24 protein-coding genes are annotated in these 22,360 nt (G+C 68.6%); 16 read left to right on the forward strand and 8 right to left on the reverse strand.

Features of this window, described 5'->3' with window-relative positions; genetic code table 11:
* The first annotated feature begins 5 nt into the window (after positions 1-5).
* The 10 genes from B9P64_RS22310 (at position 6) to B9P64_RS22355 (ending at position 8,025) form a co-directional block, all read left to right on the forward strand.
* On the forward strand, positions 6-275 hold the full coding sequence (locus tag B9P64_RS22310) for an MmoB/DmpM family protein (protein ID WP_085318265.1): 270 nt from the start codon (positions 6-8) through the stop codon (positions 273-275).
* A gap of 30 nt (positions 276-305) precedes the next feature.
* Positions 306-1,853 carry a YHS domain-containing protein gene (locus B9P64_RS22315; RefSeq protein WP_085318266.1) on the forward strand — a complete coding sequence of 516 codons (1,548 nt, stop codon included), beginning with the start codon at positions 306-308 and terminating at the stop codon, positions 1,851-1,853.
* Positions 1,854-1,865: 12 nt separating this feature from the next.
* Complete coding sequence (locus tag B9P64_RS22320; RefSeq protein WP_085318267.1) at positions 1,866-2,225, forward strand: phenol hydroxylase subunit P4; 360 nt, start codon at positions 1,866-1,868, stop codon at positions 2,223-2,225.
* Between the two features lie 13 nt (positions 2,226-2,238).
* Positions 2,239-3,303: an NADH:ubiquinone reductase (Na(+)-transporting) subunit F gene (locus tag B9P64_RS22325; protein ID WP_085318268.1), complete on the forward strand. Its 1,065-nt coding sequence runs from the start codon at positions 2,239-2,241 to the stop codon at positions 3,301-3,303.
* A 139-nt stretch (positions 3,304-3,442) separates the two neighbouring features.
* Positions 3,443-4,366, forward strand: a complete 924-nt coding sequence (locus B9P64_RS22330; RefSeq protein ID WP_085318269.1) for an acetaldehyde dehydrogenase (acetylating) — start codon at positions 3,443-3,445, stop codon at positions 4,364-4,366.
* The gene (gene dmpG, locus B9P64_RS22335) at positions 4,366-5,418 is read left to right on the forward strand and encodes a 4-hydroxy-2-oxovalerate aldolase (RefSeq protein WP_085318270.1); all 1,053 of its coding nucleotides are present in this window, start codon (positions 4,366-4,368) and stop codon (positions 5,416-5,418) included. The genes B9P64_RS22330 and dmpG overlap by 1 nt, the downstream gene beginning before the upstream one ends.
* 30 nt (positions 5,419-5,448) lie before the next feature.
* Entirely contained in the window at positions 5,449-6,381 is a 933-nt protein-coding gene (locus tag B9P64_RS22340) for a catechol 2,3-dioxygenase (protein WP_085318271.1), read from the forward strand.
* On the forward strand, positions 6,378-7,148 hold the full coding sequence (locus B9P64_RS22345; protein WP_085318272.1) for an SDR family NAD(P)-dependent oxidoreductase: 771 nt from the start codon (positions 6,378-6,380) through the stop codon (positions 7,146-7,148). Before B9P64_RS22340 ends, B9P64_RS22345 begins: the two co-directional genes overlap by 4 nt.
* Positions 7,149-7,171: 23 nt before the next feature.
* Positions 7,172-7,597, forward strand: a complete 426-nt coding sequence (locus B9P64_RS22350) for a tautomerase family protein (protein ID WP_085318273.1) — start codon at positions 7,172-7,174, stop codon at positions 7,595-7,597.
* Positions 7,594-8,025 carry a GlcG/HbpS family heme-binding protein gene (locus tag B9P64_RS22355; RefSeq protein WP_139826471.1) on the forward strand — a complete coding sequence of 144 codons (432 nt, stop codon included), beginning with the start codon at positions 7,594-7,596 and terminating at the stop codon, positions 8,023-8,025. The genes B9P64_RS22350 and B9P64_RS22355 overlap by 4 nt, the downstream gene beginning before the upstream one ends.
* 9 nt (positions 8,026-8,034) lie before the next feature.
* Here the strand turns inward: B9P64_RS22355 and B9P64_RS22360 are convergent, their stop codons facing one another.
* Together B9P64_RS22360 and B9P64_RS22365 are read right to left on the reverse strand one after the other, a co-directional pair.
* Positions 8,035-9,219, reverse strand: a complete 1,185-nt coding sequence (locus tag B9P64_RS22360; RefSeq protein WP_235840094.1) for an MFS transporter — start codon at positions 9,217-9,219, stop codon at positions 8,035-8,037.
* Entirely contained in the window at positions 9,220-10,338 is a 1,119-nt protein-coding gene (locus B9P64_RS22365) for an alpha/beta hydrolase (RefSeq protein WP_235840095.1), read from the reverse strand.
* 181 nt (positions 10,339-10,519) lie between these two features.
* On the opposite strand from B9P64_RS22365, the gene B9P64_RS22370 reads away from it, so the two are divergent.
* Positions 10,520-11,407 (forward strand): LysR family transcriptional regulator, encoded by an 888-nt coding sequence (locus B9P64_RS22370; protein WP_085318275.1) that lies wholly within the window; start codon positions 10,520-10,522, stop codon positions 11,405-11,407.
* 22 nt (positions 11,408-11,429) lie between these two features.
* Here the strand turns inward: B9P64_RS22370 and B9P64_RS22375 are convergent, their stop codons facing one another.
* Genes B9P64_RS22375 through B9P64_RS22385 form a run of 3 tightly spaced genes read right to left on the reverse strand, consistent with a single transcriptional unit; the run spans position 11,430 to position 15,225 of the window.
* Positions 11,430-13,709, reverse strand: a complete 2,280-nt coding sequence (locus tag B9P64_RS22375; RefSeq protein ID WP_085318276.1) for a xanthine dehydrogenase family protein molybdopterin-binding subunit — start codon at positions 13,707-13,709, stop codon at positions 11,430-11,432.
* Entirely contained in the window at positions 13,706-14,179 is a 474-nt protein-coding gene (locus B9P64_RS22380; protein ID WP_085318277.1) for a (2Fe-2S)-binding protein, read from the reverse strand. Before B9P64_RS22380 ends, B9P64_RS22375 begins: the two co-directional genes overlap by 4 nt.
* Positions 14,176-15,225, reverse strand: coding sequence for an AraC family transcriptional regulator (locus tag B9P64_RS22385; protein WP_085318278.1), 1,050 nt, complete (start codon positions 15,223-15,225; stop codon positions 14,176-14,178). The genes B9P64_RS22380 and B9P64_RS22385 overlap by 4 nt, the downstream gene beginning before the upstream one ends.
* Positions 15,226-15,353: 128 nt before the next feature.
* Here B9P64_RS22385 and B9P64_RS22390 point away from each other — a divergent pair, with 128 nt between their 5' ends.
* The 3 genes from B9P64_RS22390 to B9P64_RS22400 all read left to right on the forward strand — a co-directional run bounded on the left by B9P64_RS22390 (position 15,354) and on the right by B9P64_RS22400 (position 17,880).
* Positions 15,354-16,388 (forward strand): zinc-binding dehydrogenase, encoded by a 1,035-nt coding sequence (locus B9P64_RS22390; protein WP_139826473.1) that lies wholly within the window; start codon positions 15,354-15,356, stop codon positions 16,386-16,388.
* Positions 16,388-17,395: an XdhC family protein gene (locus B9P64_RS22395; RefSeq protein ID WP_085318279.1), complete on the forward strand. Its 1,008-nt coding sequence runs from the start codon at positions 16,388-16,390 to the stop codon at positions 17,393-17,395. The genes B9P64_RS22390 and B9P64_RS22395 overlap by 1 nt, the downstream gene beginning before the upstream one ends.
* Before the next feature lie 122 nt (positions 17,396-17,517).
* Positions 17,518-17,880, forward strand: a complete 363-nt coding sequence (locus B9P64_RS22400) for a cyclophilin-like fold protein (protein WP_085318280.1) — start codon at positions 17,518-17,520, stop codon at positions 17,878-17,880.
* A gap of 17 nt (positions 17,881-17,897) precedes the next feature.
* Here B9P64_RS22400 and B9P64_RS22405 read toward each other — a convergent pair whose 3' ends face one another.
* Together B9P64_RS22405 and B9P64_RS22410 are read right to left on the reverse strand one after the other, a co-directional pair.
* Positions 17,898-18,638, reverse strand: a complete 741-nt coding sequence (locus B9P64_RS22405; protein ID WP_085318281.1) for a carboxymuconolactone decarboxylase family protein — start codon at positions 18,636-18,638, stop codon at positions 17,898-17,900.
* A complete protein-coding gene (locus B9P64_RS22410) occupies positions 18,635-19,189 on the reverse strand; it encodes a flavodoxin family protein (protein WP_085318282.1) in 555 nt (184 codons plus the stop codon). The genes B9P64_RS22405 and B9P64_RS22410 overlap by 4 nt, the downstream gene beginning before the upstream one ends.
* 140 nt (positions 19,190-19,329) lie before the next feature.
* Between B9P64_RS22410 and B9P64_RS22415 the strand changes: the two genes are divergently transcribed.
* A complete protein-coding gene (locus B9P64_RS22415; protein WP_085318283.1) occupies positions 19,330-20,286 on the forward strand; it encodes a LysR family transcriptional regulator in 957 nt (318 codons plus the stop codon).
* 46 nt (positions 20,287-20,332) lie between these two features.
* Positions 20,333-21,157 carry a methyltransferase domain-containing protein gene (locus B9P64_RS22420; protein WP_176256932.1) on the forward strand — a complete coding sequence of 275 codons (825 nt, stop codon included), beginning with the start codon at positions 20,333-20,335 and terminating at the stop codon, positions 21,155-21,157.
* A 19-nt stretch (positions 21,158-21,176) separates the two neighbouring features.
* On the opposite strand, the gene B9P64_RS22425 is transcribed toward B9P64_RS22420, so the two are convergent.
* Positions 21,177-22,091: a LysR substrate-binding domain-containing protein gene (locus tag B9P64_RS22425; RefSeq protein WP_085318285.1), complete on the reverse strand. Its 915-nt coding sequence runs from the start codon at positions 22,089-22,091 to the stop codon at positions 21,177-21,179.
* Positions 22,092-22,360: the final 269 nt, after the last annotated feature.

Below are 22,360 nucleotides of genomic sequence, written 5' to 3' on the forward strand. Positions count from 1 at the left end.
GCGCGATGTCGAACGTATTCATCGTGCTTCAGGCCAACGAGGACAGCCGCGTAATCGTCGAGGCGATTGCCGACGACAACCCCGGCGCCATCGTCGACCACCAGCCGGCGATGGTGAAGATCGACGTGCCACGGCGCCTCGTGCTGCGCCGCGCGACGGTCGAGGAAAAGCTCGGCCGCGACTTCGATCTGCAGGAAATGCAGGTGCATCTCATCTCGCTGTCGGGCCATGTGGACGAGACCGAGGATGAATTCACGCTGCACTGGAACGACTGAACCCAATCACGACGCGCGAGGAGACAACACATGGACATGAAGGTGAAGCGCAAGCTCGGCCTCAAGGAAAAGTACGCGCTGATGACGCGCGACCTCGGCTGGGAGCCGAGCTATGAAAGCCCCGAGGCGATCTATCCGCTGCTGCATTACGAGGGCATCCGCATCCACGACTGGGACCGCTGGGAAGACCCGTTCCGGCTCACGATGGATGCCTACTGGAAGTACCAGTCGGAGAAGGACCGCAAGCTCTACGCCATCGTCGACGCGTTCAACCAGAACAACGGCCACCTCGGCGTGACCGACGCGCGCTATATCAATGCGCTCAAGCTGTTCATCTCGGCCGTGCCCACGCTCGAATACAACGCGCATCGCGGCTTTGCGCGGCTCGGCCGGCAACTCGGCGGCGTGGGCGCGCAGGTGGCCTGCCAGATGCAGGCGATCGACGAGATCCGCCATGCGCAGACGCAGATCCATTCGCTGTCGAACTACAACCGCTTCTACGAGGGCATGCACGACTGGCGCCACATGAACGACCGGCTCTGGTACCTGTCGGTCACCAAGTCGTTCTTTGAAGATGCCTGCACCGCCGGGCCGTTCGAGTTCGTGATCGCGATCGGCTTCTCGTTCGAGTACGTGCTGACCAATCTGCTGTTCGTGCCCTTCATCTCGGGCGCGGCCTACAACGGCGACATGGGCGCGATGACCTTCGGCTTCTCGGCCCAGAGCGACGAGGCGCGCCACATGACGCTCGGGCTCGAAGTCATCAAGTTCATGCTGGAGCAGGACCCGGCCAACCTGCCCATCGTCCAGGGCTGGATCGACAAGTGGACCTGGCGCGGCGTGCGCCTGCTGTCCATCGTCGCGATGATGATGGACTACATGCTGCCCAAGCGCGTGATGAGCTGGAAGGAAGCCTGGGAGGTCTATTTCGAGGACAACGGCATGGCGCTGTTCAAGGACCTGGCGCGCTACGGCATCACCGTGCCGCCCTGCGTCGAGCAGATCCGCAAGGAGAAGGACCACATCTCGCATCAGGCCTGGGCCGCGTTCTATTCGGCGACCGAGATCAGCAATTTCCATACGTGGATGCCGACCGACGACGAGCTGGATTGGCTGTCGTCGAAGTACCCGGACAGCTTCGACAAGTACTACCGCCCGCGCTTCGACTTCTGGCGCGAGCAGCTGGCGAAGGGCGAGCGCTTCACCAACTCGACGATCCCGATGCTGTGCCAGGTCTGCCAGATCCCGATGCTGTTCACCGAGCCCGACGACCCGACGCAGACGGCCTATCGCGAGACGACCTATCACGGCATGAAGCATCACTTCTGCTCCGACCATTGCCAGCACATCTTCGAGCGCGAGCCCGAGAAGTACGTCGAGGCCTGGCTGCCGGCGCATCAGATCTTCCAGGGCAATTGCTTCCCGGAAGGCACCGATCCGACGGCCGAAGGCTTCGATCCGATGAAGGCGGTGCTCGACTACTGGCATCTGATCCCGGGCCGCGACAACGGCGATTTCGAGCAGTCGCTCGACAAGCAGCGCTTCGCCGACTGGCGCGCGCGTGCCACCCGCAACTGACCGGAGCAAGCCATGAGCTACACCACCCTGCGCCCCTTCGCGCCGGTCGTGAAGGACCGCGTCGAGAACTTCCACGGCCAGCAGCTGCTGTTCGTCGGCTGGGACCGGCACCTGATGTTCTATGCGCCGATGACGCTCTGCGTCGCGCCCGACCTGCGCTTCGGGGAGCTGCGCCGGAACGTGCTGCCGACGCTCTGGGGCAAGCATCCCGACTTCGCGCGCATCGACTGGGCGACGGCCGAATGGAGCAGCTCCGGCGAGCGCATCGTGCCCGACGATGCGAGCACGCTGGCCGAGCTGGGCCTCTGTCACAAGTCGCTGCTGCGGCTGCGCACGCCGGGCCTCGACGGTCTGGCCGGCGCGGGCTTCTGAGCGGGGCGGGCGCATGACCTACCAGCTCACCATCGAGCCGCTCGGCCAGACCATCGAGGTCGCCGAGGGCCAGACCATTCTCGATGCCAGCCTGCGCGCCGGCATCTATCTGCCGCATGCCTGCTGCCACGGCCTGTGCGCGACCTGCAAGGTGCAGATCACCGACGGCGAGGTCGAGCACGGCGCGGCATCGACCTTTGCGCTGATGGACGTGGAGCGCGAGGACGGCAAGTGCCTTGCGTGCTGCGCGACGCTGCAAGGCGACCTGACCATCGAGGCCGACATCGACGAGGAGCCCGACGCGCGCGTGCTGCCGGTGCGCGACTTCGACGGCAGCGTCAGCCGCATCGAGTCGCTCACGCCGACCATCAAGGGCGTGTGGATCGAGCTCGACGCGCCCGGCGGCATGGACTTCCAGGCCGGCCAGTACGTGAACCTGCAACTGCCCGGCGGCGAAGAAAGCCGCGCCTTCTCCATCGCCAGCCCGCCGTCGCAGCGCGGCGAGATCGAGCTGAACATCCGGCGCGTGCCGGGCGGACGCGGCACGACCTGGGTGCATGACGAGCTGAAGGTTGGCGACCGCGTGCGGCTCACCGGGCCTTACGGCCGCTTCTTCGTGCGGCGCTCGGCGGCGCGGCCGATGCTGTTCATCGCGGGCGGCTCCGGGCTGTCGAGCCCGCGCTCGATGATCCTCGACCTGCTTGCCGACGGATGCAGCGAGCACCTCACGCTGGTCTACGGCGCCCGCTCGCGCGACGAGCTCTACTACCACGCCGAGTTCGAGGCGCTGGCGGCGCGGCATGCCAACTTCAGCTACGTGCCGGCGCTGTCCGATGCCGGCGCCGATGCGGGCTGGACCGGCGCGCGCGGCTTCGCGCATGAGGTGGCGCGCGCGCGCTTCGACAACGACTTCCGCGGCCTCAAGGCCTATCTCTGCGGCCCGCCCGCGATGATCGAAGCCTGCATCGCGACGCTGATGCAGGGCCGCCTGTTCGAGCGCGACATCCACACCGAGAAGTTCCTCTCGGCCGCCGATGCGGCCGGCGCGGCGCGCAGCCCGCTGTTCCGCTCGCTCTGAAAGTCCGATGGCCCGCCCGGGCCGGCGCTCGCGCCAACCCATACCTGCTACGCATTAAACCGAGGTTGCAAAGGTATTGGACGGTATCGAGCGCCATTTCCAGACTGCTGCATCGCCTTCCCTGCAAGAGGACTCATTGATGAGCAAGAAAATCAGATGCGCCCTGATCGGCTCCGGCAACATCGGCACCGATCTCATCTACAAGATCCGGCGCAGCCCGCTGCTCGAACCGGTCTGGATGGTCGGCGTCGATCCGCAATCGGAAGGCCTGGCGCGCGCCCGCGACCTGGGCCTGAAGACCACCGCCGACGGCATCGAAGGGCTGCTGCCGCACATCGAGGAAGACGGCATCCAGATCGCGTTCGACGCGACCTCGGCCTATGTGCATGCCGAGCATTCGCGCAAGCTCAATGCGCTCGGCGTGATGGTCATCGACCTGACGCCGGCCGCCATCGGCCCGCTGTGCTCGCCGCCGGTCAACCTGAGTGAACACGCGGCGCGGGTCGAGATGAACGTCAACATGATTTCCTGCGCCGGCCAGGCCACGATCCCGATGGTCTACGCGGTATCGCGCGTGCAATCGGTGGACTACGCCGAGATCGTCGCGAGCCTGTCGTCGCGCTCGGTGGGTCCGGGCACGCGCAAGAACCTGGACGAGTTCACCTTCACCACGTCGAGCGCGCTGTGCAAGGTCGGCGGCGCGCGGCGCGGCAAGGCGATGGCGGTGGTCAATCCGGCCGACCCGCCGGTGATCATGCGCAACACCGTCTACTGCCTGACCGACGACGAGCCGGACCAGGCGCGCATCCGCGACTCGGTCGCAAGGATGATTGCCGACGTGCAGCAATACGTGCCCGGCTACCGGCTGGTCAACGGCCCGGTCTTCGACGGCAAGCGCGTGTCGATCTATCTGGAGGTCGCCGGTCTTGGCGATTACCTGCCGCGCTACGCCGGCAACCTCGACATCATGACGGCGGCCGCGACGCGCACCGCCGAGATGTTCGCCGAGGAAATCCTGGCCGGCAGCATCGCGCTCAAGCCGGTCCTGGCGGAGGCCGCGTGATGACGACCGCGCTCGATCTCAAGGGCCGCAAGGTCAGGCTGCACGACATGTGCCTGCGCGACGGCATGCACGCCAAGCGCCATCAGATGACGCTCGACGAGATGGTGCGCGTCGCCACCGCGCTCGACGATGCCGGCATTCCGCTGATCCAGGTCACGCATGGCGACGGCCTCGGCGGCTCGACGCTCAACTTCGGCTTTGCGCGCCACAGCAACGAGGAGTATCTGAACGCGGTCGTGCCCAGGCTCAAGCGCGCCAAGGTGTCGGTGCTGCTGGTGCCGGGCATCGGCACCATGCGCGAGCTGCAATCGGCCTTCGACTGCGGCATTGGCAGCGTGCATGTTGCAACCCATTGCACCGAAGCCGACGTGGCCGAGCAGCACATCGGCCTCGGACGCAAGCTCGGCCTCGACACGACGGGCTTTCTGATGATGGCCCACCTGAACGATCCGGCCGGCATCGCCGCCCAGGGCAAGCTGATGGAGAGCTTCGGCGCGCACACGGTCTACGTGACCGACTCGGCCGGCTACCTGCTTCCCGACGACGTGACGGCGCGCGTCGCGGCGCTGCGCGCGGTGCTGCGACCCGAGACCGAAATCGGCTTCCACGGCCATCACAACCTCGGCATGGGCATCGCCAATTCCATTGCCGCGATTGCGGCTGGCGCGTCGCGCATCGACGGCTCGGTCGGCGGACTGGGCGCGGGCGCCGGCAACACGCCGCTCGAAGTCTTTGCGGCGGTCTGCGAGCGCATGGGCATCGAGACCGGCGTCGATCTGTTCAAGGTGATGGACGTGGCCGAGGACGTGATCGTGCCGCTGATGGACCGGCTGGTGCGCGTGGACCGCGAGTCGCTGACCATCGGCTATGCCGGCGTGTACTCGACCTTTCTGCTGTTTGCCAGGCGCGCGGCCGAACGCTACGGCGTGCCGGCGCGCGACATCCTGGTGGAGCTGGGCCGCAAGAAGATGGTCGGCGGCCAGGAAGACATGATCGAAGACACCGCGATGACCCTCGCCAAAGAGCGCGGGCTGCTGGCTGTCGGCGCCTGAAATTCATTCACGACTTGAGGAGACAAAGTCATGGCCATGCGTGGATTGCTGCGACTGGGCGAGGTTGCCCTGAGAGTGCTCGACATGAAGGCGGCGCTTGAGCATTACGACAAGCGGATGGGCTTGCAGGTGACGCTCACCGACGACAGCGGCCGGGTGTACTTCAAGGCCTGGGATGAGCACGACCATCACTGCCTGGTGCTGCGCGAGGCCGACGCGCCGGGCATCGACTACTTCGCGTTCAAGGTGTCGGACGATGCGGTACTCGACGAGATGGCGCTCAAGCTGCGCGACCGCGGGTACGCGGTGAAGCACATCGAGGCCGGCGTCCATCCCAGGAGTGGCCGGCGCATCGAGTTCACGCTGCCGAGCGGGCATGCAATGCAGCTGTATGCGCACAAGGATCAGATCGGCAATCACCTGCCGCTGCGCAACCCGGGCGTGCTGCCCGACGAAGGCGTGATCCGGGGCTTTCGCATCAACCGGATCGACCATCTGCTGCTCGGCGGGCCGCGCATCGACGAGTCGGCGCAACTGTTCCGCGAGCTGTTCGGCTTCGACCTGAGCGAGCGGCTGATCGATGCCGACTCCGAGGCTTCGCTGGCGCTGTTTCTGAGTTGCTCGACCAAGCCGCATGACGTGGCCTTCGTGCTCCAGCCCGAGCCGGGGCGCTTCCATCACGTCTCCTTCCTGCTGGAGAGCACCTACGACGTGATCCATGCGGCCGACATGATCGGCAAGTACCGCATCCCGGTCGATGTGGGGCCGAACCGCCATGGCGTCACGCGCGGCGCGACGATCTATTTCTTCGACCCGTCGGGCAATCGCAACGAGGTGTTCTCGGGCGGCTATGTGCATTACCCCGACACGCCGACGCTGACCTGGGACACGAGCGAACTCGGCAAGGCCACCTTCTCGCAGGACAACACGCCGCGCGAGAGCTTTCTGACGGTGCTCACATGAGCGGGCGCGAGCTTGCGGTGCTGGTCGGCGCGAGCGGCGCCTTCGGTGCGGCGATTGCCGGGCGGCTGCTCGGCGCCGGGCTGGATGTGGTCGCGGTCGGCCGGCGCGCCGGCGCGCTCGACGAGCTGCGCCAGCGCTTGCATGCGGCGGGCGGGCAGGGCGAGCTGATCGCCTGCGCCGCCGACATCGGCGACGACGCCGCCATCGATGCGATCCGGGCCAGCCTCGACCGGCCGGTGCGCGCCGTGGTCCACGGGCCCGGCGTGGCGGTGGCCGGCGGCATTCTCGATGCGCCGACGGCGGCGCTGGTGGATGCGGTCAACCTCAAGTGCGGCGGGCTGATCCGGCTGGTGCGCGCCGCCGACGCGCGGTTTGCCAAGGGCGCGCGCATCGTCGCCATCGGCGGGCATTACGGCTTCGAGCCGACCGCCTATGCGGCCGCGCCCGGGATTGCCAATGCGGCGCTGGTCAACCTCGTGCGCCAGCTGAGCCTGGTGTACGGCACGCGCGGCATCACCGCCCACCTCATCGCGCCCGGCCCGGCCGATACCGAGCGGCTGCATCGCGTCGCCGCCGAGCGTGCGCGCCAGCGCGGCGTCGGCCTTGACGCGGTGCTCGACGAGCTGCGCGCCGAATCCTCGACCGGCAGCTTCACCACGCCCGACCAGGTGGCCTGGGCGGTGCAGATGCTGCTCGACCCGGCCGCCGACGCCATGACCGGATCGACGCTGATGCTCGACTCGGGCCGGCGACGCGGCCTGCCCTGAACCGTCCAAAAGGAGAATTCCGCATGCCTCTCATCCAGTTTCATCTCGTCGAGGGCGAGTACAGCGACGCCCAGCTGAGCACGCTGCTCGAACGCGGCAGCGCGGTCTATGCCGAGGTGCTCGACTCGCCGGTCGACCGCATCCGCGCCTTCGTGACGCTGCACCGGCCGGCGCTCTGGGCCGTCGGCGGCAAGGCCGATGCGGCGGCGCATCGCTCGCCCTATTTCAGCGCGGTGATGATGGCCGAACGCCCACCCGAGCAGCGCCGGCGCGCGCTCGCGGCGATGACCGATCTGGTCGTGGAAGTGCTGGCGGTCGAGCGTGACCGGGTGCGCGGCAGCATCAACCTCGTTCAGGCGCAGGACTGGGGCATCGGCGGCGTGCCGGCCAGCGTGATCCGTGCGGCCGAGGTGGAGGCGCGTCGCGCGGCAGGCGCGACGGGGTCGTGAGTGGTGCGGTGTTCGTCACGCGGCGGCAGATCGATGCGCAGGCGGCGCATGCCGCCGTCGGCGCCGCGATGCACCGCGCTGCCGAGCTGGGCGTGGCGGTGAATGTCGCGGTGGTCGACGGCGCCGGGCTGCTGGTGGCGTTTGCGCGCATGAACGGCGCCTTCTTGCATTCGGCCGACATCGCCATCGACAAGGCCTACACCGTTGCGGGCTTCGGCTTTGGCACGGGCGAATGGGATCGGGTGCTGGCAGGCGCGAGCGAAGCGGTACGGCGCGGCCTGATGCAAAGGCCCAGGCTGGTCGGCTTTGGCGGCGGCGTGCCGATCAGGATCGAGGGCGAGCTGATCGGGGCGATCGGCGTGTCGGGCGGCAGCGAGGCGCAGGACGAGGATTGCGCGACGGCGGGGATTGCGGCGCTGGCCGGCTGAGCTGCGCATTCAATCGGCACGCGCCGTCCACCACGCCAGCCCGGCCGCCAGAAGCAGCAGCACTGCGCTGCTGCCGAAGGTGGCGCGATAGCCGGCCGCATCGAACAGCAGGCCGCCCAGGGTCGAGCCCGAGCCGATGGCCAGTTGCACCACCGCCACCATCAGCCCGCCGCCGGCCTCGGCATCGTGCGGCAGGCTGCGCGCCAGCCAGTTCCACCAGCCGACCGGCGCGGCCGTTGCGACCAGCCCCCACAGGCCCAGCAGCGTCACCACGGTCCACAGCGAGCTGCCAAACGCGATCAGCGCCACCGCCAGCGCCGCCATCAGCAGGGGGATGGCGACGAGCGTGCCGTAGAAACGGCGGCGCAGGCAGGCGCCGATCAGCAGCGTGCCGACCACGCCGGCCAGACCGATGGCCAGCAGGATCAGCGACAGCGTCGCGCCCTGCACCTGCGTGACCCGCTCCAGATACGGCCGCAGATAGGTGAACAGCATGAACTGGCCCATGAAGAACAGGCCCAGGGCCGCCATGCCGCGCCGCACCCGCCGCTGCCGCAGCAGCCCGAACACCTGGCCGGCCGCCGGAGCGCGCTCGGTCGCCGGCATCGACGGCAGGCTGATCGCCTGCCAGACCAGCGTGGCCAGCGTCACCGGCACCAGACAGAAGAAGGCGCCGCGCCAGCCAATGACCGACCCCAGATAACTGCCCAGCGGCGCCGCCACCACGGTGGCCAGCGCATTGCCGCCGTTGAGGATGGCGAGCGCCTGCGGCAACTGCGCCGGCGGCACCAGCCGCATGGCCGTGGCCGCCGACAGCGACCAGAAGCCGCCGACCACCACGCCGATCAGCGCACGGCCGGCCAGATACATCGCATAGCCCTGGGCCAGCGCCACCACCGTGCCCGACAGGCACATCACGCCGGTCAGCCACAGCAGCAGATCCTTGCGATCGATCGGCCCGGCCAGCGACGCAATGAACAGGCTGGTGAGCAGCGCACACAGGCCCGAGATCGCCAGCCCCTGACCGGCCAGCCCCTCGCTCACCTGGAGCGCCGCCGCGACCGGCGTGAGCAGGCTCACCGGCATGAACTCCGACGCCACCAGCGCAAAGGCACAGAGCGACATCGCCAGCACGCCGCTCCAGGCCGGCGCGCGGTCGCCGGTGGCGGCCCCCGCGCAGATTCCGGTCGTCATTTACGCCAGCGCCCGGTCGAAGAAGGCCGTGAGCTTGTCGAAGGGGATCAGGTTCACCCGGTCGTAGAGATCGACATGGCCGGCGCCCTTCACGTAGTACAGCTCCTTCGGCTCGGCGGCGCGGCGCCAGGCGTCCTCGCTGAATTCGCGCGAGTGCGCGGCGTCGCCGGTGATGAACAGCAGCGGGCGCGGCGAGATCGTCTCGATGTCGTTGAACGGGTAGAAGTTCATGAACTTGACCGCGCCGGTCAGCGTCGGATGCGTGGTGGTCAGCGGCGACGCGCCCTTGGGCGTGAACTCGCCGCGTGGCGTGCGATAGAAGTCGTAGAACTCGCGCTGGATCGGATGCGTCGTGGCCGTCAGTTCGTGCTCGGTGCCGCTGGTGTAGCTGACCGGGCCGCCGGCAAATTCCACGTTGCGCTGGGCCGCCGCCTCGGCGATGAATTGCTTGCGCTGTTCGAGGCTGAGCGAATGGTTCAGCGCCTGCCGGTTGACCGCGCCCATGTCGTACATGCTGACTGTGGCGATGGCCTTCATGCGCGGATCGATCTTGGCCGCGCTGATGACGAAACCGCCGCTGCCGCAAATGCCGATCACGCCGATTCTTTCGCGATCGACAAAGGCCTGGCTGCCCAGGAAATCGACTGCCGCGCTGAAACTCTCCGAATACAGATCGGGCGCTACCGCATTGCGCGGCTGGCCTTCGCTTTCGCCCCAGAACGGCAGATCGATGGACAGCGTGACGAATCCGCGCTCGGCCATCCTGGTGGCATAGAGATTGGCGCTTTGTTCCTTCACCGCACCCATCGGATGCCCGACGACAATTGCGCGCGCCGGCTTGCTGCGGTCGAGATTGTTGGGCGTGAACAGATTGCCAGCCACCGCCATGCGGTATTGGTCTTGAAACCTGACGGCTGCGACACTTACCTTGTCGCTGACATAGAAATTATCTGCGCCTTCAATCATTTTCGGTCTCCAATTCAGTTCGGTGGCAAATGCTGCCGGGCTGCCGAGCGCGACTCCGCTCATGGCAGCAAGGCCGGCGGCTTTAAGGAACTGGCGGCGTTCCGGCGAAATCTCGTCGTCGCTGTCGGCGGGTGCTGCAGGGGGGTGATGCATCTGGCTCTTCTTCACGATCGCAAATGAATGGCAAATCCCGCGTGCACAAAAGCCGGCAATTGCCGGGCGCAATTGCACGCGTCCTGAAAGCAGTGTGGTCTGCCGGCTTTACATTGACTAGCTAATCGATGCTCATTAGATTTGTGAGCTGAATTCATCAGTCATTGCCGGGGCAGCCAGGATGCGACGCAATCTCAACGACCTGCTGGCCTTCGTGACCGTGGCGCGCGAAGGCAGCTTTACCCGGGCAGCGGCCGTGCTGGGCGTGACCCAGTCGGCGCTCAGCCATGCCATTCGCGGGCTGGAAAAGCGGCTCGACATCCGCCTGCTCACGCGCACCACGCGCAGCGTGGCGCCCACCCCGGCGGGCGAGCGGCTGATGCTGGCCATTGGCCATCGTTTCGATGAAATCGAGGCCGAACTCGATGCGCTGACCGAATTGCGCGACAAGCCGGCGGGCACGGTGCGCATTACCTGTGGCGACCATGTATTGCGGGCATTGCTCATGCCAAAACTCATGCCGCTGCTGCGCGAATATCCGGATATCCGGCTGGAGCTGGACGTGAATTACGGCTTTCGCGATATCGTGGCCGACCGTTTCGATGCCGGCGTGCGGCTCGGCAGCACCATCGACAAGGACATGATTGCCATGCCCATCGGCAGACCGTTGCGGATGGCCGTGGTGGCCTCACCCGATTATTTTGCGCGGCATCCGCAGCCGCAAACGCCGCACGATCTCACCGGCCACAATTGCATCAATCAGCGCATGCCGACATCGGGCGGGCTTTATGTGTGGGATTTCGCGCGCGATGGAAAACCGGTGAATGTGCGGGTCGACGGTCAGCTCATCTTCAATACCGCAGCACCGCAAATCGATGCGGCGCTGGCCGGAATGGGCATTTGCCTGCTGCCCGAAGATGAGGTCGCCGATGAAATGCGGGACGGACGATTGATCCGGGTGCTGGAGGAATGGTGCCCGGCCTATGCGGGCTACCATTTGTATTACCCGAGCCGGCGCCAATTGTCCCCGGCGTTTTCAATGGTGCTGAAAGCCTTGCGGCTCGAATGAAAACGCCGGGGCGGCCGGCGCCTCAGGCCATGCGCCGCAGCGGCAGCTCGCGCAGCCGTTCGCCGGTGGCGGCAAAGATGGCGTTGCACAGCGCCGGCGCCACCGGCGGCACCGGCGGTTCGCCCACGCCACCGGGCGGCAGCGCAGGGTTGTCGTTGACGAGATGGGTGCGCAGCAGCGGCGGCGCATCGCCATGGCGCAGCACCGCGTAATCGTGAAAATTGCTCTGCACCACGCGACCCTTGTCGAAGCCGATCTCGCCGAGGAAGGCGAGGCTCAGGCCCATGACCGCCGCGCCTTCCAGCTGGGCCCGGATGCGCTCCGGGTTCACCTGCGGGCCGCAGTCGATCGCCATGTCGACCGCCAGCACCCTGACCTTGCCGTCGGCCGCCACCGCCACCTCGACCACGGTGGCGGTGTAGCTCATGAAGCTGTACGCAAAGGCGAGCCCCAGTCCGTGGCGCGGTGCCAGCTTGCGGCCCCAGCCTGCGCCGCGCGTCGCCGCCTCGATGACGCCGCGCAGCCGGCCGGTGTCGTACGGGTATTGCACGGGCGATTCGCTGTAGTTCCAGTCGTCGGCCAGCCGGCCCGGATCGAGCTTGCGCGGCGGCCCGAGCAGATCGAGTGCAAACGCTTTCGGATCGCGGCCGGCACGGTGCGCCAGCTCATCCAGAAAGCACTGCTGCGCGAACACATGCGGAATGTTGGAGACCGAGCGGAACCAGCCGATGCGTGCATGCGCCTCGACCTGGGCGCCCTCGATGCGCACGCTGGGGATGGCGAGCGGCAGATTGACCTGCGACATGCCGGCCTCGAAGGGTTGCGGCCCCGTGGCGCCGGGCGCGAACAGCGAGGCGATGGACGGCGCGGCATTGCGATGCAGCCAGCTCAGCGGCCGGCCGTCGGGCCGCAGCGCCGCCTCGATGCGCTCGACCGACACCGTGTGCAGATAGTCGTGGCGGATGTCGTCCTCGCGCGTCCACACCAGCTTGACCGGCGTGCCGGCCATGGCTTTGGCGACCAGCGCCGCCTCGGCGACGTAATCGGGCTTGCTCTTGCGGCCGAAGCCGCCGCCCAGCAGCAGCACATTTACCTTGACCTGCTCGGGCTTGAGTCCGAGCTGGGCCGCGACGATCGCCACGGCGGCGGCCGGGTTCTGCACCGAGGTCCAGATCTCGCAGCCGGCGGCGCGAACCAGCGCGGTCGCGGCCGGCGGCTCCATGCTGGCGTGGGCCAGATGCGGCACGAAGTATTCGGCGGCATGGCGGCGTGCGGCCGGCGCGGCGTTCCAGGCCGCGAGCGCATCGCCGTCGTTGCGCAGCAGCTTGCCCGGTGCGCGCGCCGCGGCGTCGAGCTCGCGGCGACAGGCGGCCGAGCCGTAGCCGGCGTTGGGGCCGTCGTCCCAGTCGAGGTCGAGCGCCTCGCGGCCCTTGAGCGCGGCCCAGGTGCTGGTGGCGACCACGGCAATGCCGCCGAGCGGCTGGAACAGCAGCGCCCCCGTCGGCGCGCCGATCTCGACCACGCGCAGCACGCCGGGCAGGGCCAGGGCGCGCGTCGCGTCATGCGAGCGCAGCCGGCCGCCGACCACCGGCGGCCGCGCCACCACGGCGTAGACCATGCCGGGCAGCCGCATGTCGATGCCGTACTGCGCGCGGCCGCGACCGATGGCCTCGGCATCGACCGGCCGGATCCGGCCCTTGCCCACATAGCGGTATTCGGCCTGCGTCTTGAGGCGCAGCCGGTCGGCCGGCGGCAGCGGCTGGCGCATCGCGTCGGCGGCCAGCTCGCCATAGCCCAGGCGCCGGCCACTGGCCGCATGCAGCACCTCGTGGCGCACCGCCTTCACTTCGGCGACCGGCACCTGCCAGCGCGCGGCGGCGGCGGCTTCCAGCATCTGGCGCGCGGCGGCGCCGACGCGGCGCATCGGCAGCAGGAAGTGCCGCATGCTGCGCGAGCCGTCGACATTCTGGTTGCCGTAGCGCGCCTCGTCGGCGCCGGCCTGCACCACGGTCACGCGTTCCCACAGCGCTTCCATTTCGTCGGCCACGACCATCGGCAGGCTGGTGCGCACGCCGGTGCCCATCTCGGCCCGGTGCGCGACGATGGTCACGCTGCCGTCGGCGGCAAGGGTCACGAAGACGAGCGGATTGTCGACCGTGCCGCCGGGCATGGTGGCGGCGCCGAACTTCTTTTCCTCGGCATGCGCGAGCTGGCCGGCGCCGGTCACGGCAAGCGCCAGACCACCGAGCGCGGCCTTGAGCAGGCTGCGGCGCGTCGGTTGTGCGAGTTGGGCGGCGTTCATGCAGTCACCTTGTCGGCGAGGCGGGTCGAGGCGAGCTTGATGGCGGCATGGATGCGACCGTAGGTGCCGCAGCGGCAGAGGTTGCCGCTCATCGCTTCATCGATCTGGCGGTCGTCGGGCCGGGGCGTGGCGCGCAGCAGCGCGACCGCCGACATGATCTGGCCGGCTTGGCAATAGCCGCACTGGGCCACGCCAAGCTCGATCCAGGCGGCCTGGAGCACGCGGCCGACGGCGTCCTGCTCGGCGCCCTCGATGGTGGTGACGGCCTTGCCGGCCAGACTTTCCAACGGCGTCATGCAGGCGCGGGCCGGCTCGCCGTCGACATGGACGGTGCAGGCGCCGCACAGCGCCATGCCGCAGCCGAACTTGGTGCCGGTCATGCCGATCTCGTCGCGCAAGACCCAGAGCAAGGGAGTGTCGGGAGGCAGCTGGCTGTCGTGCGCAGCGCCGTTCACGGTGAATCGCGTCATGGTTGTGATGGGGCAGGGCTGGTGGAGGGACGGCGCATGACGGCCGGTGGCGGGCCGGCCTGCTGGCGCAGCGTTTCGACATCGCGGCGCGGCGGCGCGCCGAACAGCCGCGCGTATTCGCGGCTGAACTGGGATGCGCTCTCGTAGCCGACGCGGTAGGCGGCGGTCGCCGCATCGAGGTCTTCGGCCAGCATCGAATGGCGTGCGGCGGTCAGGCGCAGCCACTTCTGGAACTGGATCGGGCTCATCGCGGTGAGCTGGCGGAAGTGGTGATGGAAGGTCGACAGGCTCATCTGCGAGCGCTCGGCCAGCGCCTCCACCCGCAGCGGCTCGGCGTAATGCGTCTTGAGCCATTCGATGGCATGCGCCACGCGGTGGCCCTGGCTGCCGACCGAGACGATCTGGCGCAGCCGCGCGCCCTGTTCGCTGGTCAGCACGCGCCAGTAGATCTCGCGCTGGATCATCGGCGCCAGCACCGGGATCGAGGCCGGTTCGTCGAGCAGCGCCAGCAGCCGGGTGAAGGCGTCGAACAGCGCCGGCGTGGTCTGGCCGACCACCATGCCGCGCTCGGTCGCTACGTCGTCGCGCGCCAGCCCGGCGCGGGCATGCAGCAGCAGCTCGCTCATCACGCGCAGATCGAGCCGCAGCGCCAGGCCGAGATAGGGCCGCTCGGGGCTGGCGCTCAGCACCTGCATCGTGGCCGGCAGATCGAGCGAGGTGACGAGGAAGCGGCTCGGGTCGTAGTGGTAGTGGTCGTGGCCGAGCGACATGCGCTTGGCGCCCTGGACCACCAGCGCCACGCAGGGCTCGACGACGCAGGCGCAGCTTTCGGTCGGCGTTTCGCGGCGGTAGAAGTTGAGGCCCGGAATGGCGGTCGCGGCCTCGATCGCGCCTTCGGTGCGGCGGGCGACGGCGCGCGCCAGCGGTGCGCTCAGTTCGGCGATCGGATCGGTGGCGGGTGGCACATTGACCTCGGATGACAGGGGGCAGGACCGGCCGGTCCCGACGACCTTGGCGAGACTAGCGCCGCGCGTGCCGCCTGCCATCCGATCGGCCGCCGGTTCGCAGGATCGGGCAAGCAATCCGCAGGATTCGGCTACCCCGATGCGGCGGCCGGCACCAAGAATCGCCGCACCGGGCAGCCCGCCCGGCCAGTGCCAGAAGGAGCAGCCAGATGAAAGCCACGGTCATGTACGGCGCCAGGGAAGTGCGCGTCGAGAACGTCCCCGACGCCGCGCTGGTCGATGCCGAGGATGCGGTGGTGCGCGTGGTGCGCTCCTGCATCTGCGGCAGCGACCTGTGGCCCTACCGCGAGCCGCAGCGCAACGACGCCGGCCAGCGCATCGGCCATGAGGCCATCGGCATCGTCGAGGCCATCGGCCGCAGCGTGACCCGCATCCGCCCGGGCGACTTCGTCATCATGCCGTTCGCGTTTTCGGACGGCCGCTGCGAGTTCTGCGACGAGGGCCTGCAAACCGCCTGCCGCCACGGCGGCTTCTTTGGCGTGGGCCCGGTGGCCGGCGCTCAGGCCGAGGCGGTGCGCGTGCCGTTTGCCGACGGCACGCTCTACCGCCTGCCGGGCGGCCACGACACGGCGCTGCTCGGCTCGCTGCTGACGCTGTCGGATGTGATGGGCACCGGCCATCACGCGGCGAAGGTGGCGCGCGTGGCCAAGGGCAAGCGTGCGGCCGTCATCGGCGGCGGCGCGGTCGGCTTGTGCGGCGTGATCGCCGCCAAACGCCTCGGCGCCGAGCAGATCATCCTGCTCGACCGCCATCCCGACCGCATCGCGCTGGGCCGTGAATTCGGCGCCACCGACGTGGTCAGCGAGCGCGGTGCCGAGGCCATCGAGCGGGTGCGCGAGCTGACCGGCGGCGACGGCGTGCACTCGGTGCTCGAATGCGTCGGCACCGACGACGCCATCCTCACCAGCGTCGAAATCGCCCGGCCCGGCGGCGCCATCGGCCGCGTCGGCGTGCCGCATTACGAGGCCATCCCGGCCTCGCTGCCGGCCTTCTTCAAGAACCTGACAGTCGGCGGCGGCCCGGCGCCGGTGCGCGCCTACATCGAGGAACTGCTGCCCGATGTGCTCGAAGGCCGCATCCAGCCCGGCCGGGTGTTCGACCGCAGCATCGGCATCGACGCCATGGTCGAGGGCTACCGCCTGATGGACGAGCGCCAGGCCATCAAGGTGATGGTCGAGTTGTGATGCAGAGCGTCGATCTGCAAGTACTGGCGACCGTATGCCGCTGGGCCGCTGCCGGCCATCGCTTTGCGCTGGTGACGGTGGCGCGCACCTGGGGCTCGGCGCCGCGCCCGCCGGGCGCCTGGCTGGCGCTGCGCGACGACGGTCTCGTGGAGGGCTCGGTCTCGGGCGGCTGTATCGAGGACGACCTGATCGCCCGCATGCGCGACGGCCGTCTCGGCAGCGCCGCGCCGTTCGCGCTCAGCTACGGCCTCACGAAGGACGAGGCCACGCGCTTCGGCCTGCCCTGCGGCGGCACGCTCGAACTGGTGGTGGAGCCGGCGCCCGACGCCAGCCTGCTCGACGCGCTGGCCGCGCGGCTCGCGGCGCGCCGGCTGGTGCGGCGCGAGGTCGATCTGGCGCGCGGCACGGTGCGCCTGCTCGACGAGCAACGCGGCGCCGCGCTGCACTGGGACGGCAGCCGGCTGACCACGGTGCACGGCCCGCAATGGCGGTTGCTGATCGTGGGCGCCGGGCAGATCGCGCGCTATCTCGCGCCGATGGCCCAGGCGCTCGACTACGAGGTGACGGTCTGCGATCCGCGCGAGGAATACACGACCGGCTGGCAGCTGCGCGGCACGCGGCTCGTCACCACCATGCCCGACGACACGCTGCTCGACCTGCAACCGGACGGCCGGCTCGCCGTGGTTGCGCTCACGCACGACCCCAAGCTCGACGACATGTTGCTGCTGGAGGCGCTGAAATCGCCCGCGTTCTACGTCGGCGCCATCGGCTCGCGCGCCAACACCGCGCGCCGGCGCGAGCGCTTCGAGCAGCATTTCGACCTGACGCCGGAAGAACTTGCGCGGCTGCACGGCCCGGTCGGGCTGGCCATCGGCAGCCGCACGCCGCCCGAGATCGCGGTGGCGATCGTGGCCGAGCTGACGGCGCTGCGAAACGGCGTGGCGCTGCCGCTGCGGACCGAAGCGCCGCTGCCCGCAGCCGCCACTGCCGTCTGCACCGCAGCATGAGCCCCGAGCGTCGACGTCGCCGCAGCCTGCAATCGCTTGCAGCTGCACTGGCTTGCGTGCTTGCGGGCCGGTCGCGGGCCGTCCTGGCCGCAGCCCAACTCTCGGACCGCAAGGCAGCCAGCATGAAGATCCGCCTCATCCTCGATGGCCGCACGCTCACCGCGACCCTCGACGACACGCCGACTGCGCGCGACTTTGCCGCGCTGCTGCCGCTGCGCCTGCGGCTCGACGATTACGCCGCCACCGAAAAGATCGCCGACCTGCCGCGCAAGCTGACGACCGAGGGCGCGCCGGCCGGCCACACGCCGTCAGCCGGCGACCTGGCCTATTACGCGCCCTGGGGCAATCTCGCGATCTTTCACCGCGACTTCCGCTATTCGGAGCGGCTGGTGCGGCTTGGCCGCCTGGAGGGCGATCTGGCGGCGCTGCGTGCTCCGGGGGCGCTGAATGCGACGCTGGAGCGCATCGAGGCGGCCGGCCGCTGACGGCGACCGGCCGCCGCTCAGGCCTGCTGCGCGAAGAAGGCTTCCAGCACCGGCAACGCCGCCACCGTCACCGGCCAGCCGGCGTAGAAGGCCAGCTGCGCCAGCACTTCCGACAGCTGCTCGCGCGTCACGCCGGCCAGCAGCGCACGCGGCAGATAGCGCGGCAGCAACTGCGCCTGCCCGCCCGCAATCAGCGCCACCAGCGTGGCCAGATTGCGCAGATGGGGCGCCAGCCCGGGTCGGCGCCACACCTCGTCATGCAGCAGCGTGGCGGTGAAATGGCCCAGCCCCGGCGAAACCGCGCCGATCCCTGCGGTCGTTGCGGCGCGGCTGTCCGCAGCGTCGGGCAGTGCCACGTTTACCGGCAGCAGCGGCAGCGTCGCCGCCGGCAGCTGGTCGGCGCCGATGCCTCGCTCGTCGAACAAGTCCTTGAGCGGCGCCACCGCCTCGAAGGCATTGGGCCAGCCGGCATAGAAGGCCAGATGCGTGACCAGCTCGGACAGCTCGGCCGGCGTCAGGCCGCTGTCGAGCGCCAGCCGGAAGTAGTGCGGCAGGCCGATGGTCTGGCCGCGCGCGATGAAGGCTGCAAGCGTTGTCACGCGACGCTCGCGTGCGTTCAGCCCCGGCCGCTGCCACACCCCCTGCACGATGGCCGTGGCCGTGTAGTGCGCCAGCACCGGCGTCACCGCCGCGATGTCGTCGAGCGACACCGGCGGGCGCCGATGCGGTGCCCGCGTCTCGGTCGACGCCGCCGTCATGCGCTGGCGCCCAGGCGGGCAGCGATCTCGGCCACGCGCTGGCCCAGATGGGCTGCGGTCGCCAGATCGCTGGCAATCGGCGACAGCTCGGGCGCCACATCGTCCGACTGCGCCATCGCGCCGAGCCAGCCGCCGATGCGGTTCGGCTCCTCGGCGCTGCGGCCCGGAAACAGATCGAGCCCGACCCAGATCATTCCGTGCTGGGCTGCGAACAGCGCCAGCGTCACCAGCGAATTGAGCTTGTCGCCATGCATCGCGCCCGAGTTGGTGAAACCGGCCGCCACCTTGTTGCGCCAGGCCAGCGGCAGCCAGGCCGGCCGGGTCGCGTCCTCCATGAACTTCTTGAGCCGCGAACTGACGCTGCCGTTGAAGGTCGGCGAGCCGAACACGATGCCGTCGCTCGCGGCCAGCGTCTCCCAGGGAATGTCGCCGTCGGCGACGCTGACCAGTCGGGCTTCGGCACCCGGCACCCGGCTGATGCCCTCGGCGATGGCCTCGGCCTGCTTCTTGGTGTGGCCGTGAACGCTGTCGTAAACGATGCAGATCAGCATGCGATTGCTCCTGTGTGTTGAACGCGACTGGCATGCTGCGCGGCCCAATCCGCTACCGGAAGTCGGCAATCGGTTGAATCGCTCCCAACCTTGAGTTGAGAATCGGCGCGTCCCTCAACTCACTCGCCACCGCGCTCCGCATGGATTCCTCGCATCGCATCCGCGCCATCCTTTCCTTCGTGCAGGCCGCCGATGCCGGCAGCTTTGCGGCGGCCGCGCGGGCGCTCGGCATCAGCTCGGCCGCCGTGAGCAAGAACATCGCGAATCTAGAAAAGGCGCTCGGCGCGCGCCTCATGAACCGCACCACGCGCTCGCTCAAGCTCACCGACGAGGGCGGCGCCTTTCTGCGCCAGGCCCGGGTCGCGCTCGATGCGCTCGATGCCGCCGTCGACACCGTGGCGGCCCAGCGCGGCCAGGGGGAAGGGCGGGTGCGCATCTCGACCAGCACCTCGTTTGGCCAAGGGCAGCTGATGCCGGTGCTGCCCGGACTGCTGGCGCGCCATCCGGGGCTGGCGGTGGAGGTGGATTTCGACGACCGCATGGTCGATCTGGTGCGCGACGGCTACGACCTGGCACTGCGCGGCGGCAGCATCCGCAACTCGGCGCTGGTATCGCGCCCGGTGTGCCGGCTGAACATGGTGCTGGTGGCCGCGCCCGACTATCTGGCGCGCCACGGCGTGCCGGCCACGCCGGCCGAGCTGGGCCGGCACCGGCTGCTGGCGCGGCGCTTTCTCGACGGGCATGTGGCGCAATGGAATTTCGATGCCGGCGACGGCAGCATCGTCACGGTCGACCCGGCCGCCAGTGCGGTGATGACGCTGTCCGCGCCCGAGACGCTGGTGCAGGCCGCGCTCGACGGCTGCGGCATTGCCCAGGTGGGGCTGCATCTGGCCTGGGCGCCGCTACGCGCCGGCCGGCTCAGGACGCTGCTGCACCGCCAGCATCGCCCCGGCAATTACGAGCTGGTCATCCAATACCCGCACCGTGCGCTGCTTGCGACCCGGGTGCGGCTCACGCTCGATTACCTGCTGGAGGCGCTGGGGCGGGATGCGGCGCTGCATGTGCCGCTGGAGGCGTTGGCGGGGTTTGCGGCGTGAGATATCGAATACTTGCAGCGCCAATCACAACCTTCGTTTCAACGACATGTCCTCCGATTACATCCACGGCTTTTCCGCTTCCGAACAATCGCGACTCGTGGAGCAGGCCGAAATCCTCGGCCCGGCTGTCTTTGGCGGCCTCGATTTCCAGCATTGCGAAACGCTTCTTGAAATCGGCTGCGGCGTCGGCGCGCAAACGATGCAATTGCTCAAGCGCTGGCCGCAATTGAAGATCGATTCGATCGACCGGAATCCGGTTCATCTGGCCGCGGCGGCAAATCATCTGCAAGACAGCATCGCCCGCCGGCAGGTGAGTCTGACCAGGGCAAATGCCGAGGATCTTCCGTTTGAATCGAACCGGTTCGATGCGGCCCTGACGATCTGGGTGCTCGAACATGTGGCGCGGCCGGAATCGATTCTTGCCGAAGCGGTCCGGGTGCTGAAACCGGGCGGTCGGCTCGTGCTGACCGAGGTCGACAACGACACTTTCCGGTTCTTTCCGGCCAATGCGGTCATCGAGGATTGGTGGCGCAAATTCAATGAGTTGCAGCAGCGTGGCGGTGCCGATCCCTTTGTCGGTCAGCGTCTTGAGCGATTCGCCAGTGCGCTCGGGCTCGAAGCGATCCGGCAGGAATTTCTCGCCATCGTGTCGAGCCAAAACGAGCCGCAGCGCCGGCTGGAGTTGCTGCGCTATTCCCGCGATCTTCTGCTGTCGGGCGCCGATGCGATGAAATGTGCCGGTCTCGTCGATGCCGCCGACGAAGCGCGACTGAAAGCCGAATTCGAATTGCTGGAATCGCGCCCGGAAGTCGATTTCCAGTATCTGGCGGTGCGTCTTTCGGCGATCAAGCCATTGCCGCGCACGAATTGATTCGCCGGGCGGGCCCGGTTCAGCCGCCCGATTCGGTCGTGCCGATTCCCGCCCCCCGACACCCCCGCATCACCTCCAGAAACGTCCCCAATATCGGCGACTCGTCGTCCACCCGATAAATGCAGCTCAGATCGATCGTCGCCGGCTTCTTGGTCCTGAGCCGCCGGTAGACCACCGACGGCAGCGTCAGCGCCATCGCCGATTCCGCGACCAGACACACGCCAAAGCCACTGGCCACAAACGCCACCGCCGTCACCGCATCGCCGACCTCATGCGCGACCGTCGGATGCAGCCGCTCGGTCGCGAACAGCTGATGCACCTTGTCGACGAAGTTGGGCCGGCCGCTGCTCGGGTACATGACCATCGGCTTGCCGGCGAGGTCGCGGATGCCGATCTCGTCCTGCGCGGCGAGCGGGTCGAGCGCGTTGATCGCGACCATTACCGGTTCGATCGCGAACAGTTCCGAGGCGATGTCCGGCTCGGGCGCCAGCAGCCGGTTGAAGCCGACCGTGATGCGGCGCTGGCGCAGCGCCTCGATCTGCTCGGTCTTGCCCATCGTATGCACCGCCATCGTCACGCCCGGATGCGCGGTGCGGAAGGCCAGCAGCACGCGCGGAATCAGCAGCAGCACGCCCGAGCCGAACACCGCCACGTCGAGCCGGCCCAGATGGCCCTTGGCGGCGCGCTGCACGCGGTCGACGGTCTGGCTCACCACGGTCTGGATGTTCTCGGCCTCGGCCAGCATCAGCCGGCCGGCCTGGGTCAGCTCCACGCCCTTGGGCGTGCGCACGAAAAGCTGTACGCCCAATTCCTCTTCGAGCTGCTGGATCTGGCGCGTGAGCGGCGGCTGCGAGATGTGCAGCCGGGCGGCGGCGCGGCCGATGTTGAGTTCGCGCGCGACGGCGATGAAGTACTTGATGTGGCGGAGTTCCATGGCGTCCTGACGGTGGCTGCGCGGCGTCGGTGTTTGCCCGCAGTCATGCCCGCGCGGCTCGGATCGGCGCGGGCTCGATGCGTGGAGCGTATCGCCAAGCCATGCGCCACAGGTATCGGGTCTGGCCGGCATCGGTATTGGACGCTATGGCGTCGGCCTCCTTAGCGTATGTCTGCCGCCCGTGCCCGGCGCCCCGCGAGTGGGGCCGCTTCCGGCGCAGCGAGTGCGGCGCGCTGCCTGCGGGCGGCGACCACAACAGCACCGAGAGG

Origin of the sequence: Derxia lacustris, assembly GCF_002105195.1 — a bacterium.
GTDB lineage: Bacteria > Pseudomonadota > Gammaproteobacteria > Burkholderiales > Burkholderiaceae_E > Derxia > Derxia lacustris.

Excerpts from the sequence above, each read along its gene's own strand:
- B9P64_RS22375 (WP_085318276.1), bottom strand. The coding sequence starts at position 13,709 with ATGAACGCCGCCCAACTCGCACAACCGACGCGCCGCAGCCTGCTCAAG.
- B9P64_RS22315 (WP_085318266.1), top strand. The coding sequence starts at position 306 with ATGGACATGAAGGTGAAGCGCAAGCTCGGCCTCAAGGAAAAGTACGCG.
- B9P64_RS22345 (WP_085318272.1), top strand. The coding sequence starts at position 6,378 with ATGAGCGGGCGCGAGCTTGCGGTGCTGGTCGGCGCGAGCGGCGCCTTC.
- dmpG (WP_085318270.1), top strand. The coding sequence starts at position 4,366 with ATGACGACCGCGCTCGATCTCAAGGGCCGCAAGGTCAGGCTGCACGAC.
- B9P64_RS22380 (WP_085318277.1), bottom strand. The coding sequence starts at position 14,179 with ATGACGCGATTCACCGTGAACGGCGCTGCGCACGACAGCCAGCTGCCT.
- B9P64_RS22370 (WP_085318275.1), top strand. The coding sequence starts at position 10,520 with ATGCGACGCAATCTCAACGACCTGCTGGCCTTCGTGACCGTGGCGCGC.
- B9P64_RS22390 (WP_139826473.1), top strand. The coding sequence starts at position 15,354 with ATGAAAGCCACGGTCATGTACGGCGCCAGGGAAGTGCGCGTCGAGAAC.
- B9P64_RS22330 (WP_085318269.1), top strand. The coding sequence starts at position 3,443 with ATGAGCAAGAAAATCAGATGCGCCCTGATCGGCTCCGGCAACATCGGC.
- B9P64_RS22395 (WP_085318279.1), top strand. The coding sequence starts at position 16,388 with ATGCAGAGCGTCGATCTGCAAGTACTGGCGACCGTATGCCGCTGGGCC.
- B9P64_RS22350 (WP_085318273.1), top strand. The coding sequence starts at position 7,172 with ATGCCTCTCATCCAGTTTCATCTCGTCGAGGGCGAGTACAGCGACGCC.
- B9P64_RS22385 (WP_085318278.1), bottom strand. The coding sequence starts at position 15,225 with ATGGCAGGCGGCACGCGCGGCGCTAGTCTCGCCAAGGTCGTCGGGACC.
- B9P64_RS22360 (WP_235840094.1), bottom strand. The coding sequence starts at position 9,219 with ATGACGACCGGAATCTGCGCGGGGGCCGCCACCGGCGACCGCGCGCCG.
- B9P64_RS22365 (WP_235840095.1), bottom strand. The coding sequence starts at position 10,338 with ATGCATCACCCCCCTGCAGCACCCGCCGACAGCGACGACGAGATTTCG.
- B9P64_RS22320 (WP_085318267.1), top strand. The coding sequence starts at position 1,866 with ATGAGCTACACCACCCTGCGCCCCTTCGCGCCGGTCGTGAAGGACCGC.
- B9P64_RS22310 (WP_085318265.1), top strand. The coding sequence starts at position 6 with ATGTCGAACGTATTCATCGTGCTTCAGGCCAACGAGGACAGCCGCGTA.
- B9P64_RS22410 (WP_085318282.1), bottom strand. The coding sequence starts at position 19,189 with ATGCTGATCTGCATCGTTTACGACAGCGTTCACGGCCACACCAAGAAG.
- B9P64_RS22420 (WP_176256932.1), top strand. The coding sequence starts at position 20,333 with ATGTCCTCCGATTACATCCACGGCTTTTCCGCTTCCGAACAATCGCGA.
- B9P64_RS22340 (WP_085318271.1), top strand. The coding sequence starts at position 5,449 with ATGGCCATGCGTGGATTGCTGCGACTGGGCGAGGTTGCCCTGAGAGTG.
- B9P64_RS22325 (WP_085318268.1), top strand. The coding sequence starts at position 2,239 with ATGACCTACCAGCTCACCATCGAGCCGCTCGGCCAGACCATCGAGGTC.
- B9P64_RS22405 (WP_085318281.1), bottom strand. The coding sequence starts at position 18,638 with ATGACGGCGGCGTCGACCGAGACGCGGGCACCGCATCGGCGCCCGCCG.
- B9P64_RS22425 (WP_085318285.1), bottom strand. The coding sequence starts at position 22,091 with ATGGAACTCCGCCACATCAAGTACTTCATCGCCGTCGCGCGCGAACTC.
- B9P64_RS22400 (WP_085318280.1), top strand. The coding sequence starts at position 17,518 with ATGAAGATCCGCCTCATCCTCGATGGCCGCACGCTCACCGCGACCCTC.
- B9P64_RS22415 (WP_085318283.1), top strand. The coding sequence starts at position 19,330 with ATGGATTCCTCGCATCGCATCCGCGCCATCCTTTCCTTCGTGCAGGCC.